Origin of the sequence: Pantoea sp. UBA5035, assembly GCF_002415245.1 — a bacterium.
Classification (GTDB): Bacteria; Pseudomonadota; Gammaproteobacteria; order Enterobacterales; family Enterobacteriaceae; genus Pantoea; species Pantoea septica.
The window spans coordinates 21,961-37,611 of record NZ_DICD01000022.1 but is presented as its reverse complement, the minus strand read 5'-3'; the positions used below and the strand labels follow the sequence as shown (position 1 = coordinate 37,611).

General features: G+C 59.7%; 13 protein-coding genes and 1 pseudogene. 8 read left to right on the top strand and 6 right to left on the bottom strand.

Annotated features, from left to right (window positions below; translation table 11 throughout):
• Positions 1-125: 125 nt before the first annotated feature.
• Positions 126-1,079, top strand: a complete 954-nt coding sequence (gene corA, locus B3229_RS15015) for a magnesium/cobalt transporter CorA (RefSeq protein WP_033754593.1) — start codon at positions 126-128, stop codon at positions 1,077-1,079.
• 171 nt (positions 1,080-1,250) lie between these two features.
• Here the strand turns inward: corA and rarD are convergent, their stop codons facing one another.
• Together rarD and B3229_RS15005 are read right to left on the bottom strand one after the other, a co-directional pair.
• Entirely contained in the window at positions 1,251-2,162 is a 912-nt protein-coding gene (gene rarD, locus B3229_RS15010; protein ID WP_048782021.1) for an EamA family transporter RarD, read from the bottom strand.
• 47 nt (positions 2,163-2,209) lie between these two features.
• Complete coding sequence (locus B3229_RS15005) at positions 2,210-2,680, bottom strand: thioesterase family protein (RefSeq protein ID WP_033793112.1); 471 nt, start codon at positions 2,678-2,680, stop codon at positions 2,210-2,212.
• A 186-nt stretch (positions 2,681-2,866) separates the two neighbouring features.
• Here B3229_RS15005 and pldA point away from each other — a divergent pair, with 186 nt between their 5' ends.
• Genes pldA through rhtC form a run of 3 tightly spaced genes read left to right on the top strand, consistent with a single transcriptional unit; the run spans position 2,867 to position 6,230 of the window.
• Positions 2,867-3,739 (top strand): phospholipase A, encoded by an 873-nt coding sequence (pldA, locus tag B3229_RS15000; RefSeq protein WP_033754601.1) that lies wholly within the window; start codon positions 2,867-2,869, stop codon positions 3,737-3,739.
• A 25-nt stretch (positions 3,740-3,764) separates the two neighbouring features.
• Positions 3,765-5,594 carry an ATP-dependent DNA helicase RecQ gene (gene recQ / locus B3229_RS14995; RefSeq protein WP_033793114.1) on the top strand — a complete coding sequence of 610 codons (1,830 nt, stop codon included), beginning with the start codon at positions 3,765-3,767 and terminating at the stop codon, positions 5,592-5,594.
• A gap of 12 nt (positions 5,595-5,606) precedes the next feature.
• Positions 5,607-6,230, top strand: a complete 624-nt coding sequence (gene rhtC / locus B3229_RS14990; RefSeq protein WP_048782025.1) for a threonine export protein RhtC — start codon at positions 5,607-5,609, stop codon at positions 6,228-6,230.
• Between the two features lie 185 nt (positions 6,231-6,415).
• Here the strand turns inward: rhtC and rhtB are convergent, their stop codons facing one another.
• Complete coding sequence (gene rhtB / locus B3229_RS14985) at positions 6,416-7,039, bottom strand: homoserine/homoserine lactone efflux protein (RefSeq protein ID WP_033754609.1); 624 nt, start codon at positions 7,037-7,039, stop codon at positions 6,416-6,418.
• A gap of 115 nt (positions 7,040-7,154) precedes the next feature.
• Between rhtB and pldB the strand changes: the two genes are divergently transcribed.
• Together pldB and yigL are read left to right on the top strand one after the other, a co-directional pair.
• Positions 7,155-8,138: a lysophospholipase L2 gene (pldB, locus tag B3229_RS14980; RefSeq protein WP_048782029.1), complete on the top strand. Its 984-nt coding sequence runs from the start codon at positions 7,155-7,157 to the stop codon at positions 8,136-8,138.
• 51 nt (positions 8,139-8,189) lie between these two features.
• Positions 8,190-8,990, top strand: a complete 801-nt coding sequence (gene yigL / locus B3229_RS14975; protein ID WP_048782031.1) for a sugar/pyridoxal phosphate phosphatase YigL — start codon at positions 8,190-8,192, stop codon at positions 8,988-8,990.
• Positions 8,991-9,023: 33 nt separating this feature from the next.
• Here yigL and glpT read toward each other — a convergent pair whose 3' ends face one another.
• Positions 9,024-10,367 carry a glycerol-3-phosphate transporter gene (gene glpT / locus B3229_RS14970; protein ID WP_048782033.1) on the bottom strand — a complete coding sequence of 448 codons (1,344 nt, stop codon included), beginning with the start codon at positions 10,365-10,367 and terminating at the stop codon, positions 9,024-9,026.
• Positions 10,368-10,683: 316 nt separating this feature from the next.
• Between glpT and B3229_RS14965 the strand changes: the two genes are divergently transcribed.
• Positions 10,684-11,538, top strand: coding sequence for a carboxylate/amino acid/amine transporter (locus B3229_RS14965; protein ID WP_286872005.1), 855 nt, complete (start codon positions 10,684-10,686; stop codon positions 11,536-11,538).
• 204 nt (positions 11,539-11,742) lie between these two features.
• Here B3229_RS14965 and B3229_RS14960 read toward each other — a convergent pair.
• Positions 11,743-12,207 (bottom strand): annotated as a pseudogene (locus tag B3229_RS14960) (DUF1456 family protein); the annotation flags it as partial.
• A 56-nt stretch (positions 12,208-12,263) separates the two neighbouring features.
• Positions 12,264-13,190, bottom strand: a complete 927-nt coding sequence (gene metR, locus B3229_RS14955; RefSeq protein ID WP_048782037.1) for an HTH-type transcriptional regulator MetR — start codon at positions 13,188-13,190, stop codon at positions 12,264-12,266.
• Between the two features lie 142 nt (positions 13,191-13,332).
• Between metR and metE the strand changes: the two genes are divergently transcribed.
• Positions 13,333-15,603, top strand: a complete 2,271-nt coding sequence (gene metE / locus B3229_RS14950) for a 5-methyltetrahydropteroyltriglutamate--homocysteine S-methyltransferase (RefSeq protein WP_286872001.1) — start codon at positions 13,333-13,335, stop codon at positions 15,601-15,603.
• The last annotated feature ends 48 nt before the right edge of the window (positions 15,604-15,651 follow it).

The following is a 15,651-nucleotide window of genomic DNA, read 5'->3' as shown; positions in this document are numbered from 1 at the left end:
TTTTTATCCCGTCGCACGAGTCAGCACTGATTCACCTTTTGAACGAGCGTTTCCGTGTTCAGGCGTTGCCGTGGCCGATCGGCCAACGGCCTTGTCCCATTTAGTCTGCAATGGGGAGTATTGCTATGCTGAGCGCATTTAAACTGGATCGCAGCCGCCTGACGCGTCTGGAGCTGGAAGACGAAAACGACAAACTGACCACGTCGGTGTGGGTCGATCTGATCGAGCCGGAAGAGGGCGAGCGCGACCGCGTGCAGAGCGAGCTGGGGCAAAGCCTGGCGACGCGTCCCGAGCTGGAGGATATCGAAGCCTCGGCGCGTTTTTTCGAAGATGAAGACGGTCTGCATATTCACTCTTTCTTCTTTTATGAAGATGCGGAAGATCATGCCGGCAACTCCACCGTGGCTTTCACCATTCGCGAAGGGCGGCTTTATACCCTGCGCGAACGCGAGCTGCCCGCATTTCGCCTTTACCGCATGCGCGCCCGTAATCAGACGCTGATCGACGGCAACGCCTTTGAGCTGCTGCTGGATCTGTTCGAAACCAAAATCGAACAGCTGGCGGATGAGATCGAGAATATCTATAGCGCGCTGGAGAAGCTCAGCCGCGTGATTATGGAAGGGCAGCAGGGCGAAGAGTATGACCAGGCGCTGTCGCGTCTCGCCGAGCTGGAAGATATCGGCTGGAAGGTGCGGCTCTGCTTGATGGATACCCAACGCGCGCTCAATTTCCTGGTGCGCAAGGCGCGTTTGCCGAACAACCAGCTGGAGCAGGCGCGCGAGATCCTGCGCGATATCGAGTCGCTGCTGCCGCATAACGAATCGTTGTTTCAGAAGGTTAACTTCCTGATGCAGGCGGCTATGGGTTTTATCAACATCGAGCAGAACCGCATTATCAAGATCTTCTCGGTGGTGTCGGTGGTGTTTCTGCCGCCAACGCTGGTGGCCTCCAGCTATGGGATGAACTTCGAGTTTATGCCGGAGCTGAAGTGGAGCTTTGGTTACCCGGCGGCGATTGGTTTGATGATCCTCGCCGGCCTGGCGCCTTATCTCTATTTCAAACGCAAGAACTGGCTGTAACTGAAAAGACCCGCATTGCGGGTAGTACAGTGCCGACGCGGGTGGCACGAACCGATCGCAAAGACGCAAAAGCCGCATCCCTGCTGGCTCGGCCCGCGCCTTCCCTGGCGCGGGACGCTTTGCTCTTCGGTTCGTGTCACTCGCGTTTTAGCTTTTGAAGGCGCTGTTAGATTAAACTTCCTGCCGCCTTGTTATGCGTCGGCTACGCAGCGTCGCCACCACCGCATCAAAAATAAACACCGCCAGCGCCAGCCAGATAAAGGCGAAGGTCACCATCTTGTCGGGCGTAATGGTCTCGCCGTAAAACAGCACCGCCAGCAGGAACATCAGCGTCGGGCCGAGATACTGGAAAAAGCCGACGGTAGAGAGGCGCAGCCGCGTGCAGGCGGCGGCAAACAGCATCAGCGGAATCGTCGTCACGATACCCGCCGCCACCAGCTTCAGATTCAGGCTAAGCGGGTTAGCGTTCAGATGGCTGGTCGGCGTGTCGGCCACGCCAAAGAGATAGATCGCCGCCAGCGGAAACAGCCACAGCGTCTCAATCAGCATGCCGCTCTGCGCATCAACCTGAATCTTTTTGCGCACCAGTCCATAAAAGGCAAAGCTCAGCGCCAGGCCGAGCGCGATCAGCGGCACCGAGCCGAACTGCCACAGCTGCACCAGCACGCCGATGGTCGCCAGCAGCACCGCCAGCCACTGTAGCCGTCGAAAGCGCTCGCGCAGGAACAGCATGCCGAGCACCACGTTAATCAGCGGGTTAATAAAGTAGCCAAGGCTCGCTTCCAGCATATGCTGGTTATTCACCGCCCAGATAAACAGCAGCCAGTTGCCGCCGATCGTCACGGCGGTCAGCGCCAGCAGCAGCACCTTCTTCGGCTGCGCCAGCACGCTGCGCACCTGCGGCCAGCTGCGGCTCAGGCTAATCAGCACCAGCATAAAAAGCGCCGACCAGATAACGCGGTGCGTCATGATCTCCGTCGGCGGAACGGTTTTAACCAGCTTGAAATAGGCCGGGGCGATGCCCCAGATAAAGTAGGCGCCGAGCGCGAAGCCAATGCCCTGGCGAGTTTGTTGCGTATCCATAGAGAGAAAGCGTCCGGAAAAAGTCGATTTTCGCACGGCGTCCGCGATTAACCAATCAAATAGGTCGCCGTCGCCGTGGCGATATAGTCGCCCTGCTGGTTATGCAGCTCGACGCGCGCCACCGCCACCTTGTTTCCGGCGCGCAGCAGGCTGCTGGTGGCGGTAAAGCGCTCGCCGCGGCCGGGCCGCAGATAATCGACGCGCATATCGATGGTGCCCATGCGCGACAGGCGCTGACGCAGCTCCTCCTCGCTGATGCTCTCCGCGCGCGTCAGGGCGTTGCTGACGCAGACCATTCCAGCGGCGACGTCCAGCACCGAGGCGATAACGCCGCCGTGCAGGATCTGCTGCGCCGCGTTGCCGACCAGCATGGTTTTGCTGGCGAAGCTGATTTCGGCATAGTCGCTCTCCAGCCGATCCAGCTCCAGGCCGAGCGCCTGATTGAAGGGCATATGGTAAACAAAAATTTCGCCCACCATCTGGCGGGCTTCCTGCTGAGACAGCAGCAGTGATGACATAGCGGCAATCCTGCGAATACGCCTTTGACGGCGTAAAATGTTAACGAGTTGTGTATTCTAAGCCGCGCGCGAGAGGGTTTCCAGTTTCGGAAATCAGCGCTCATCTTCACCGCCTTTTGCGTGTAGAATGGCCTCCTTTTTATGACTCCCCATTCATTTGACACGCAGCCTTCATCGGAGAAAGTTATGCGCAAGCATCGCGCCTTGTTAGCAGCCGCCCTGTTACTCCCTGCGCTCGCGCAGGCAGAGGAAGCCACCGTTAAAGAGGTCCACGATACGCCTCAGGTGCGCGGCAGCATTATCGCCAACCTGCTGGAGAAGCACGACAATCCGTTTGTGCTCTATCCGTATGAGAGCAACTATCTGCTCTATACCTACACCAGCGATATCAATAAAGAGGCGATCTCCTCCTATAACTGGGCGGACAACGCGCGCAAAGATGAAGTGAAATTTCAGCTCAGTCTGGCATTTCCGCTGTGGCGCGGTATTCTGGGTGACAACTCCGTGCTGGCCGCCTCCTATACGCAGCGTTCCTGGTGGCAGCTGTCGAACCGCGGCGAGTCGTCGCCGTTTCGCGAGACCAACTACGAGCCGCAGATTTTCCTCGGCTGGGCCACGGATTATGACTTCGCCGGCTGGACGCTGCGCGATGTGGAAGTGGGCTTTAACCACCAGTCCAACGGCCGCAGCGACCCGACTTCGCGCAGCTGGAACCGCGTCTATGCGCGCCTGATGGCGCAGAACGGCAACTTCCTCGCCGAAGTCAAACCCTGGTACCGCATACCGGACAGCGAAGACGATAACCCGGATATCACCAAATATATGGGCTATTACCGTCTGAAGCTGGGTTATGTCGCCGGCGAGAATATCTTCAGCGTAGAAGGCAACTACAACTGGAATACCGGTTTTGGCGGCGCGACGCTGGGCTGGAGCTATCCGATCAGCGAACACGTTCGTTTCTATACCCAGGTGTTTAGCGGTTATGGCGAGTCGCTTATCGACTATAACCATCGTCAGACGCGTCTCGGCGTCGGCGTCATGCTGAACGATCTGTTCTGACTCTCCGGAAAACAACAGGAATACAGTGGCAATCTCGGTAGTACATAATCAGGAAGCGCTGGCGCAGCAGGTATTGCAGGATACCTTCGGCTATCAGCATTTTCGTCCCGGTCAGCAAACCATCATCAATGCGGCGCTGAGCGGACGGGATTGTCTGGTCGTTATGCCTACCGGCGGCGGCAAATCGCTCTGTTATCAGATCCCCGCGCTGGTGCAGGAAGGCCTGACGCTGGTGGTGTCGCCGCTGATTTCGCTGATGAAAGATCAGGTGGATCAGCTGCTGGCGAACGGCGTCGCGGCGGCGTGCCTCAACTCCACCATGACGCGCGAGCAGCAGCAGCAGGTGATGGCGGATTGCCGCACCGGCCGCGTCAGGCTGCTCTATATCGCGCCTGAACGTCTGATGATGGATAACTTCCTCGAGAGCCTGGCGCACTGGCAGCCTGCGATGCTGGCGGTCGACGAAGCGCACTGTATCTCGCAGTGGGGCCACGACTTCCGGCCGGAATATGGCGCGCTGGGGCAGCTGCGCCAGCGTTTTCCGCAGCTGCCGGTAATGGCGCTGACCGCCACCGCCGACGAAACCACGCGCAACGACATCGTTCACCTGCTGGATATGCAGGACCCGCTGATTCAGATCAGCAGTTTCGACCGTCCTAACATTCGCTATACGCTGGTGGAGAAGTTCAAACCCACCGAGCAGCTGCTGCGCTACGTTCAGGATCAGCGCGGCAAAAGCGGCATCATCTACTGCAACAGTCGCGCCAAGGTTGAAGACACCGCCGCGCGTCTGCAGAGCCGCGGGCTGAGCGTCGGCGCCTATCATGCCGGCATCGACAGCGCGCAGCGCGCCCGGGTGCAGGAAGCGTTTCAGCGCGACGATCTGCAGATCGTGGTCGCGACGGTGGCGTTCGGCATGGGCATCAACAAGCCCAACGTGCGCTTCGTGGTGCACTTCGACATACCGCGCAATATCGAATCCTATTATCAGGAAACCGGTCGCGCCGGACGCGACGGGCTGCCGGCCGAAGCGATGATGCTCTACGACCCGGCGGATATGGCGTGGCTGCGCAAATGTCTGGAAGAGAAAGCGCCCGGCCCGCTGCAGGATATCGAACGCCATAAGCTCAACGCCATGGGCGCCTTCGCCGAAGCGCAAACCTGCCGACGTCTGGTGCTGCTGAACTATTTCGGCGAAGGACGTCAGCAGCCGTGCGACAACTGCGACATCTGTCTCGATCCGCCAAAGCGTTACGATGGCCTGGTGGAAGCGCAGAAGGCCCTTTCCTGCATCTATCGCGTCGGGCAGCGATTCGGCATGGGCTATGTGGTCGAGGTGCTGCGCGGCGCCAACAACCAGCGTATCCGCGACCAGGGCCATGATAAGCTGCCGGTTTACGGCATCGGCCGCGAGCAGAGCCACGAACACTGGGTCAGCGTGCTGCGTCAGCTTATCCATCTGGGGCTGGTGACGCAGAATATCGCCATGCACTCCGCGCTGCAGCTGACGGAAGCGGCGCGTCCGGTGCTGCGCGGCGAAGTGCCGCTGATGCTGGCGGTGCCGCGCCTTAACGCGGCGAAGCCGAAAAGCAGCAGCTCGCCGAAAATTTACGGCGGCAATTACGATCGCAAGCTGTTTGCCAAGCTGCGCAAGCTGCGTAAAGCGATTGCCGACGAAGAGAATATCCCGCCTTACGTGGTGTTTAACGACGCCACGCTGATTGAGATGGCGGAGCAGATGCCGGTAACGGCGTCGGAGATGCTGAGCGTCAACGGCGTCGGCCACCGCAAACTGGAGCGCTTTGGCAAACCTTTCCTGGTGATGATCAAAGAGCATCTTGATGATGAAGAGTAAAGGACACTACCTATGCTGATGTTATTTGCCACGGTCGCGCTGGTGCATCTGGTCGCGCTGATGAGTCCCGGCCCGGACTTCTTTTTTGTTTCGCAAACCGCCGCCAGCCGCTCGCGCAAAGAGGCGATGATGGGCGTGCTCGGCATTACGCTTGGGATCGTTATCTGGGCGGGCGTCGCGCTAATGGGGCTGCACCTGATCCTGGAGAAGATGGCGTGGCTGCATCAGATCATTATGGTCGGCGGCGGTCTCTATCTGCTGTGGATGGGCTGGCAGCTGCTCAGCTCGGCGCGTCAGCGCCATAAGCAGCCGGTACAGGATGCGCCGGTGGTGGAACTGCCGAAAAAGGGCAGAAGCTTTCTTAAAGGCTTTCTCACCAATCTCTCTAATCCGAAAGCGATTATCTATTTCGGCAGCGTCTTCTCGCTGTTCGTCGGCAACGACATCGGAGCGCTGGAGCGTTGGGGCTTGTTTCTGCTGATCGTCGGCGAAACCTTTGCGTGGTTCACGCTGGTGGCGGCGATTTTCGCTCTGCCGTGGATGCGCGATAAGTATCAGCGCGCGGCGAAGTGGGTCGATGGCGTAGCGGGAGTTTTATTCGCCGGTTTCGGCATCCACCTCATCATTTCTCGTTAAGGCCTGGCTTACTTGCCATTTCGGCACCGGGCAGTGCTCGTCATCCTCACGTACTACAGTACGCTGCGGTGACTGCGCGCTGGCCGGCACCGAACTGGCTGCGACACCGACGGCCTTAAGCATCGGCGCTCTTATTCGTTAAGGCCTGGCTGCGCCGCCGACGGCCTTAAGCATCGGCGTGCTTTTCAGGCTATTCTTCTGGCGCTGGCTAACAGCGCGCCGACCGCCATAAACAATCCGCCAAAGATCCGGTTCAGCAGCTTCATCTGCTTTGGCCCCTTAATCCAGGCCGCAATGCGCGTCGCCAGCGTGGCGTAGCCGATCATCACGATAATATCGACGACAATAGTGGTGGCGCCGAGCACCAGGTACTGCATCGCCTGCGGCTGGTGCGGCAGGATAAACTGCGGAAACAGCGCGGCGAGGAACACGATGCTTTTCGGGTTAGTCAGGTTCACCAGCACCGCGCGCTTAAACAGGCGGCGGCGCGGCGTTGCTTTCGCCACCGCATCAAGATCGATCGCGCCCGCAGAGCGCCACTGCTGAATGCCGAGCCACACCAGATAGGCCGCGCCCGCCCACTTCAACACTTCAAACGCCAGCAGCGACTGGGAAAAGAGCGCGCCCAGCCCGATCCCCACCAGCACGATATGGATCGCCAGGCCAAGCTGCAGGCCGCTGATCGAGGCCGCTGCGCCGCGATAGCCGTGGCTGATGCCGGTGCTCATGGTATTAATCGCGCCGGAACCGGGCGAAAGGCTGAGGATAGTGGTGGTGAGAAGGTAAGTCAGCCACCATTCAGTGGTCATGGGTTGCGCTCCCTGTCTGGGCGGAAATATGACACAATACGCCAGAAACAAGCGTGACGCTACGGGCCGCATGCGCGGCTCGCTACAGGCCTATCGCGCGTCTGCAGGGGGATAGATGGAACGACATAAAGCGAGCTGGCTCAATCGGGAAAAAGCCTTTGCCGCCTTTGCGCACGGTCCGCTGCTCGACTTCTGGCACCGGCGCGAAGAGCGTGAATTCGTCGGCGTGGAAAACGTCACTCTGCGCTATGTGCGCTTCACTGCGCCGCACCATAAGCGCGTGATTCTTATCGTGCCTGGGCGCATCGAAAGCTACGTCAAATACCCCGAACTGGCGTACGACCTGTTTCACTGCGGCTTTGACGTGGTGATCCTCGACCATCGCGGGCAGGGGCGATCCGATCGGCTGCTGCAGGATACCCACCGCGGTCATGTGGTGGAGTTCACGCACTACGTCGACGACTTAGAGACGCTCTATCTGAAAGAGATTGTCGGCGGCCACTACCAGCGCCGCTACGCGCTGGCGCATTCGATGGGCGGCGCCATCCTGACGCTGTTTCTGGCGCGCCAGCCGCAGGCGTTTCATGCCGTGACGCTGGTGGCGCCGATGTTCGGCATCGCGCTGCCGATGCCCTCTTTCCTGGCGAACCGTATCCTCGACTGGGCGGAGAAGCGCCCGGCGATACGCGATGGCTATGCGCTCGGCACCGGACGCTGGCGCGCGCATCCGTTCGGCATCAATCGCCTCACGCACAGCGCGGAGCGCTATCGCCGCAGCCTGCGTTTTTACGCTGACGATCCCGCTATCCGCGTCGGCGGACCGACCTATCACTGGGTGCGCGAAGGTATTCACGCCGGGCGCAATATCCTGAGCCTGGCCAGCACCATTACCACGCCGCTTTTGCTGCTGCAGGCGGGCGAGGATCGCGTAGTGGACAACCGTTCGCAGGATCTTTTTTGCGCGGCGATGGCGCAGGCAGGCCATCCTTGCGAGACGCGCGTCATCAAAGAGGCGCGCCACGAAATTCTGTTTGAAAAAGATGCCATGCGCGCCGAAGCGCTGAATGCGCTGGTCGATTTCTTCGAGGCGCATCCCTGATTCGAAAAGTTATCTTACCGGCTACGGCCTATAACAATACCTGAGGTTTTCATGTTTCAAATCGTCGCATCCGATCTGGATGGCACGCTGCTCTCTCCCGAACATCGGCTAACGCCCTACGCCCACGATATTCTGCAACAGCTGGTGGCGCGCGATATCCACTTTGTTTTCGCCACCGGCCGTCATTATATCGACGTAGGGCAGATGCGCGACAAGCTGGGCATTCCCGCTTATATGATCACTTCTAACGGCGCGCGCGTGCACAACGCCGAGGGCGAGCTGGTGTTCAGCCATAACCTCGACGAAGATATTGCGCTGGAGCTTTACGGCCTGCACTACGCTAATCCCGCCATCCTGACGCACGTCTATCGCGACGACGAATGGTTTATGAGCCGCACCCATCCGGCGGAGCAGGACTATTTCCGCGAGTCGGTATTCACTTATCAGGTGTATGAGCCAGGCATGCTGCCGGGCGACAATATCAGCAAGGTCTTTTTCACCAGCGACGATCCCGAGGCGCTGATCCCGCTCGAACTGGCGCTGCAGGCGCGCTGGGGCGATCGCGTTAACGTCAGCTTTTCGCTGCCGACCTGTCTGGAGGTGATGGCGGGCGGCGTGTCGAAGGGACATGCGCTGGAAGCGGTGGCGAAACAGCTGGGGCACTCGCTCAAGGCGTGCATCGCCTTCGGCGACGGCATGAACGACGTAGAGATGCTGAGCATGGCGGGCAAGGGTTGCATTATGCGCAACGCCCACCAGCGGTTGAAGGATACGCTGCCAGATCTGGAAGTGATCGGCAGCAATGCGGATGATGCCGTGCCGCATACGCTGCGCACGCTGTTTTTATCCTGACGCAAGAGGCCGGCGCGATGCCGGCCTCTTTCTTTATGACGCCAGCTGCTGCTTGTGCTTGCGTTCGTTAATCATGGTCAACAGCAGCAGGATCACCGCCAGCACGCAGCCTACCACCATCACCAGAAAACCGCCGTTCCAGCCGAAGAAATCGACGGTATAGCCGACGATGGCGCTGGCTGCGACCGAACCGCCGAGATAACCGAACAGGCCGGTAAAGCCTGCGGCGGTGCCCGCCGCTTTTTTCGGCGCCAGCTCCAGCGCATGCAGGCCGATCAGCATCACCGGACCGTAAATCAGAAAGCCGATGACGATCATGCAGGCCATATCTACGCCGGGATTGCCCGCCGGGTTAAACCAGTAGACTACCGTGGCGATGGTCACCAGCGTCATAAAGAAGACCCCGGTCGCGCCGCGATTCCCCTTAAACACCTTGTCCGACATCCAGCCGCACAGCAGCGTGCCGGGAATGCCGGCGTATTCGTACAGGAAGTAGGCCCAGGAAGATTTATCCAGCGTGAAGTGCTTCACCTCTTTCAGGTAGGTGGGCGACCAGTCGAGAATGCCGTAGCGCAGCAGGTAGACGAAGACGTTCGCCAGCGCGATATACCACAGCAGCTTGTTGGGCAGCACATACTGGGTGAAGATCTGTTTCGCCGTCAGCTCCTCTTCGTGCGTGGCGCTGTAGTCCGGCGGGTAGTCGTGCTTGTACGCCTCAATAGGCGGCAATCCGCAGGACTGCGGCGTATCGCGCATCAGCGCGAAGGCGATCAGCGCCACGGCGATGGCGGCGAAAGCGGGCATATAGAGCGCCGCTTTCCAGTCGTTGAACCAGGCCATGCCGAGCAGGAACAGCAGCGGCGGCAGGCCACCGCCGACGTTATGCGCGCAGTTCCACACCGAAACGATGCCGCCGCGCTCTTTCTGCGACCACCAGTGCACCATGGTGCGCCCGCAGGGCGGCCAGCCCATGCCCTGGAACCAGCCGCAGGCAAACAGCAGCGCGAACATCACCATAATGCTGGAGGTCGCCCAGGGCACGAAGCCCATAAACAGCATCACCGCGGCGGCGAGGATCAGTCCGGCAGGCAGAAACACGCGCGGATTCGAGCGATCCGAAACCGAACCCATAATAAATTTTGAGAAGCCGTACGCAATCGAGATGCCGGAAAGCGCAAAGCCGAGGTCGCCGCGCGAAAAGCCCTGCTCGACCAGATAGGGCATCGCCAGCGCGAAATTTTTGCGTACCAGATAGTAGGCGGCGTAGCCAAAGAAGATACCAAAGAAGATCTGCCAGCGCAGGCGGCGATATAAAGGATCAACCTGATCTTCCGCCACCTGCGGTCGATGCGGTGCGGGTTTAAAGATGCTCAGCATAGCTGCCCTCCCAGGCATGTTGTCATTGTGGAAATGGGCGACGCATTCCAGAGGTCGTCGCCATGTTCCTTTTCGCGTCTATGATGGCGTTTTTCGCGCATGCTGGCTGTGATAGTTGACACATTTGTTACACTTTTATGACAATCACGCAGGGTGAAATTCACAAAATGGCGGTAATCGCGCATAGCCTGTAAATTGCGCAGCGGCAAAACGCATTAAGCGATGGTTTTATAATCACTTGTCAACCAGAAAGCGCCGCGCAGGAAGAGCTCATTGATTACACTAGCGGCCTCTCTCTTTTTGCAGGATTGAAGCTGTGCTGTTACTGATCGTTACCACTATTCTTTGGGCTTTTTCCTTTAGCCTGATTGGAGAATATCTGGCGGGGCAGGTGGATTCCTGGTTCTCCGTGTTGATGCGCCTGGCGCTGGCGGCGCTGGTGTTTTTGCCTTTTTTACGCTGGCGCGGCTATCGTCCATCGACGCTGCTGCTCTATATGCTGGTGGGGATGCTGCAGCTCGGCATCATGTACCTGATTAGCTTCGAGGCCTATCTCTACCTCAGCGTTTCCGAGTTCCTGCTGTTTACCGTCATGACGCCGCTCTACGTCACCCTGATTTATGATCTGATCAGCAAGCGTCCGCTGCGCATCGGCTACGCCTTCAGCGCGCTGCTGGCGGTGGCGGGCGCGGCGATTATTCGCTACGACAAGGTCAGCGATCATTTCTGGTTCGGGCTGCTGCTGGTGCAGCTGGCGAATATCTGCTTTGCCGTGGGCATGGTGGGCTATAAACGGCTGCAGGAAACCCGGCCGATGCCGCAGCACACCGCCTTTTCCTGGTTTTATCTCGGCGCGGTGCTGATTGCGATTATCGCCTGGTGCCTGTGGGGCAACCCGGCGAAACTGCCGACCACCTCGCTGCAGTGGGGCATTCTGGTCTGGCTGGGCGTGGCGGCGTCGGGGCTGGGCTACTTTATGTGGAACTACGGCGCCACCCAGGTCGATGCGGGCACGCTGGGCATTATGAACAATATGCATGTTCCGGCGGGGCTGCTGGTGAATCTGGCGATCTGGCAGCAGAAGCCGCACTGGCCCAGTTTTATCGCTGGCGCGCTGGTGATTTTCGCCTCGCTATACGTGCATAAGCGCTGGGTATTACGCAGTCGCTGAAATGCATAATCCGTCAGAGCGGTGATGATCGCTCTGACGGCCGTCGCGCGCTAAGTGACGGAACTATTTTTTGGCTTTTGGCGGCTGGGCCGGGCGAGGTTTCGCCGTCTTCGATGAGGCGGATTTTGCCGTCTGCGTCGGGCTGGTTTTCGTGGCCTGCGACGGCGCGCTTTTCGCCGCCTGCGTCGGAGCGGCTTTCGCCGGCTGTGTCGGGCGCAGCGTCATGGTCAGGCCCTTTAAAAAGTTGCGCATAATCTGATCGCCGCATTCGCGGTAGTTTTTATGATCCGGCTTGCGGAAGATGGCGCCAATTTCCGCCTGAGAAACCGAGAAGTTCGCCTTTTCCAGCACTGCCGGAATATCGGTGGTTTTCAGATCGAAGGCGATACGCAGTTTTTTCATAAAAATGTTGTTGTTCATGCGGCGCTCAATCGAGGGCGCTGGCATCTCTTCGCTTTTGCCGCGACGGAAGAAAATCAGGCCGTTGAGAAAATAGCCCATCAGCACGTCCGGCAACGGTTTAAACGCCGCGTCGTCCTCTTTTTTCAGCCAGGCCTGCACGTCGCTCAGCGCCACTTCGCAGTCGGTCAGTGCGAAAATCTCCACCACTTTGGCATCGCTTAAATTCAGCATAAAGCGCACGCTGCGCAAAATATCGTTATTGGTCATGGTGAGATTTTCTCGTGGTCGTTTAACAGGCTGCGCATTATAGGGGAATTTGCGGCTCAGCGTTGCAAAATCGCGCCGGGAAGCGCCGCATCGCGCACGAACGGCAGATGTTCGCAGGCGTGCTGCCGCGCAAAGCGGGTAAAGGCTTCCAGCACCGGCTGACGCTGCTCGCCGTCGCGTACGGCGGCATAAAGGCGACTCCACAGCCCTTCGCCCAGGGTTTTCGTCACGATTAATCCCTGCTTTTCGAAACTCTCTACTACCCAGTGCGGCAGCGCGGCGATGCCCATGCGCGCCGCCACCATCTGAATCAGCAGCAGCGTATTGTCGACGCTCTTCAGGGCCGGGCTGACGCCTGCCGGCTGAAGAAAATGCCGCCAGATATCCAGCCGCTGGCGCTGCACCGGATAGATCATTAACACCTCCTGTGCCAGGTCCTCGGGGGTAATGTGCTCGACCTGCGCCAGCGGATGATCGGGCGCCAGCACCAGGCGCACTTCGAAGTCGAACATCGGCGTGTAGTGCAGGCCGCTGCGCGGCAGGATATCGGAGGTCAGCACCACGTCCAGTTCGCCCTGCTGCAGCGCAGGCTGCGGATCGAAGGTCACGCCCGATTTAAAATCCATCACCACCTGCGGCCAGCTTTGACGAAAGTTGTCCAGCGCCGGCGTCAGCCACTGAATGCAGCTGTGGCACTCAATGGCGATGCGCAGCGTCGCCTGATAAGGCTCGTGGCACGCCTGCAGCGCCTGCTGGATTTGCGGCAGCACCTGCTCCGCCAGCTGCAGCAGAATTTCGCCCTGCGGCGTGAAGCGCAGCGGCTGGCTTTTGCGCACGAACAGGCGGAATCCCAGCCGCTGCTCGAGATCGCTGAACTGATGCGACAACGCGGATTGCGTCTGATGAAGCTGCGCGGCGGCGGCGGCCAGCGAGCCGGTATTACGCAGAGCCTGAAGCGTCCGCAGGTGCTTAAGTTCGATCATGAGCGTCCTTCACATGGAGATTGAACAATTTGCGCTTGAGGAACATACACTACCCGCAGAATATAGCGGTGTAAACATCTGGACGGCTAAACATCTTTGGCTGCCAGACGAAGCCAAAGAGAAATTATCGGGAGAACAGCATATGACCATTCTGAATCACAGCCTCGGCTTTCCCCGCGTCGGCCTGCATCGCGAACTGAAAAAAGCGCAGGAGAGCTACTGGGCGGGCAAGGCGACTCAGCAAGAGCTGCTGGCGGCCGGACGCGAGCTGCGCGCCCGCCACTGGCAGCAGCAGAAAGAGGCGGGCGTAGATCTGCTGCCGGTGGGCGATTTCGCCTGGTACGATCATGTGTTGACCACCAGCCTGATGCTGGGCAATGTTCCGGCGCGCCATCAGAATCAAGACGGAACCATCGACCTCGATACGCTGTTTCGCATTGCGCGCGGTCGGGCGCCGACTGGCGAACCGGCCGCCGCCGCCGAGATGACCAAATGGTTTAACACCAACTATCACTACATCGTGCCGGAGTTTACAAAAGGGCAGGCGTTCAAACTTGCCTGGACCCAGCTGCTGGACGAGGTGGACGAGGCGCTGGCGCTGGGCCACAGGGTGAAGCCGGTGCTGCTCGGCCCGGTGACCTGGCTCTGGCTGGGTAAAGTTAAAGGCGAGCCGTTCGATCGCCTGTCGCTGCTGAATGAGCTTCTGCCGGTTTACCAGCAGGTGCTGGCCGAGCTGAAAAAACGCGACGTCGAGTGGGTGCAGATTGACGAGCCGGCGCTGTCGCTGGAGCTGCCGCAGGCGTGGCGCGAAGCATTCAGGCCCGCTTACCAGGCGCTGCAGGGCAGCGTGAAGCTGCTGCTGACCACCTATTTCGACAGCATCGGCCAGAACCTTGAGGTTATTCGCGCGCTGCCGGTGCAGGGGCTGCATGTCGATCTGGTGCACGGCAGCGACGACCTCACACAGCTACATCAGCAGTTGCCGACGACGTGGCTGCTGTCGCTTGGCGTTATCAACGGCCGCAACGTATGGCGCGCCGACCTGAGCCGCTGGTTCGAACGCCTACAGCCGCTGGTTGGCCAGCGTCGCCTGCTGTGGATCGGCACCTCTTGTTCGCTGCTGCATAGCCCGATCGATCTGCGCGCAGAGACCCGCCTCGATGACGAAGTAAAAAGCTGGTTCGCCTTCGCGCTGCAAAAATGCGGCGAGCTGAAGCTGTTGAGCGACGCGCTCAACCATAATGACGCGGCCTCGCTGGACGCCTGGAGCGCGCCAGTTCGCCATCGCGCCCACTCCAGCCGCGTCCACAATGCGGCGGTGGGCAGGCGTCTGGCGGCGATCTCCGCGCAGGATACCGAGCGCGCCAGCGCTTACGCCGTCCGCGCCCGCGCACAGCGCAGCCGCTTTAATCTGCCGGCCTGGCCGACCACCACCATCGGCTCCTTCCCGCAGACCACCGAGATCCGCGGCCTGCGCCTCGATTTTAAAAAAGGCAATATCGACGGCGCCAGCTACCGCACCGGCATCGCGCAGCATATCAAACAGGCGATCGCCGAACAGGAGCGCCTGGGCCTCGACGTGCTGGTGCACGGCGAAGCGGAGCGTAACGATATGGTGGAGTACTTCGGCGAAAACCTGGAGGGTTTCGTCTTCACCCAGAACGGCTGGGTGCAAAGTTACGGCTCGCGCTGCGTCAAGCCGCCGGTGATTATCGGCGACGTCAGCCGCCCTCGGCCGATTACCGTGGAGTGGGCAACCTATGCGCAGTCGCTGACCAGCAAGCCGGTGAAAGGGATGCTGACCGGCCCGGTAACCATTCTCTGCTGGTCGTTCCCGCGCGAAGACGTATCGCGCGAAACCATCGCGAAGCAAATTGCGCTGGCGCTGCGCGACGAGGTCGCGGATCTCGAAGCGGCCGGCATCGGCATCATCCAGATTGACGAGCCGGCGCTGCGCGAAGGCCTGCCGCTGCACCAGTCCGACTGGGCTGCCTACCTGAAGTGGGCGGTAGACGCCTTCCGCCTTAACGCCGCGGTGGCGAAAGACGACACCCAGATCCACACCCATATGTGTTATTGCGAATTCAACGACATCATGGCGTCTATCGCAGCGCTGGATGCCGACGTCATCACCATCGAAACCTCGCGTTCCGATATGGATCTGCTGGAAGCCTTTAAGGCATTTGAGTATCCGAACGAAATCGGCCCCGGCGTTTACGATATTCACTCGCCGAACGTGCCGAGCGTCGAGTGGATAGAGAATCTGCTGCGTAAAGCGGCGCAGCGCATCCCGGAAGCGCGTCTGTGGGTCAACCCGGACTGCGGCCTGAAAACGCGCGGCTGGACGGAAACCCGTCAGGCGCTGGCGAACATGGTGGAGGCGGCGAAGAGACTGCGCGGCGAAAACGCCTGAGTTTAGGGTCTGTTGCTGTTGAAGATGGGGCGCTGCGGCGCCCCTTTT

Excerpts from the sequence above, each read along its gene's own strand:
- corA (WP_033754593.1), top strand. The coding sequence starts at position 126 with ATGCTGAGCGCATTTAAACTGGATCGCAGCCGCCTGACGCGTCTGGAG.
- rarD (WP_048782021.1), bottom strand. The coding sequence starts at position 2,162 with ATGGATACGCAACAAACTCGCCAGGGCATTGGCTTCGCGCTCGGCGCC.
- B3229_RS15005 (WP_033793112.1), bottom strand. The coding sequence starts at position 2,680 with ATGTCATCACTGCTGCTGTCTCAGCAGGAAGCCCGCCAGATGGTGGGC.
- pldA (WP_033754601.1), top strand. The coding sequence starts at position 2,867 with ATGCGCAAGCATCGCGCCTTGTTAGCAGCCGCCCTGTTACTCCCTGCG.
- rhtC (WP_048782025.1), top strand. The coding sequence starts at position 5,607 with ATGCTGATGTTATTTGCCACGGTCGCGCTGGTGCATCTGGTCGCGCTG.
- rhtB (WP_033754609.1), bottom strand. The coding sequence starts at position 7,039 with ATGACCACTGAATGGTGGCTGACTTACCTTCTCACCACCACTATCCTC.
- pldB (WP_048782029.1), top strand. The coding sequence starts at position 7,155 with ATGGAACGACATAAAGCGAGCTGGCTCAATCGGGAAAAAGCCTTTGCC.
- yigL (WP_048782031.1), top strand. The coding sequence starts at position 8,190 with ATGTTTCAAATCGTCGCATCCGATCTGGATGGCACGCTGCTCTCTCCC.
- glpT (WP_048782033.1), bottom strand. The coding sequence starts at position 10,367 with ATGCTGAGCATCTTTAAACCCGCACCGCATCGACCGCAGGTGGCGGAA.
- metR (WP_048782037.1), bottom strand. The coding sequence starts at position 13,190 with ATGATCGAACTTAAGCACCTGCGGACGCTTCAGGCTCTGCGTAATACC.
- metE (WP_286872001.1), top strand. The coding sequence starts at position 13,333 with ATGACCATTCTGAATCACAGCCTCGGCTTTCCCCGCGTCGGCCTGCAT.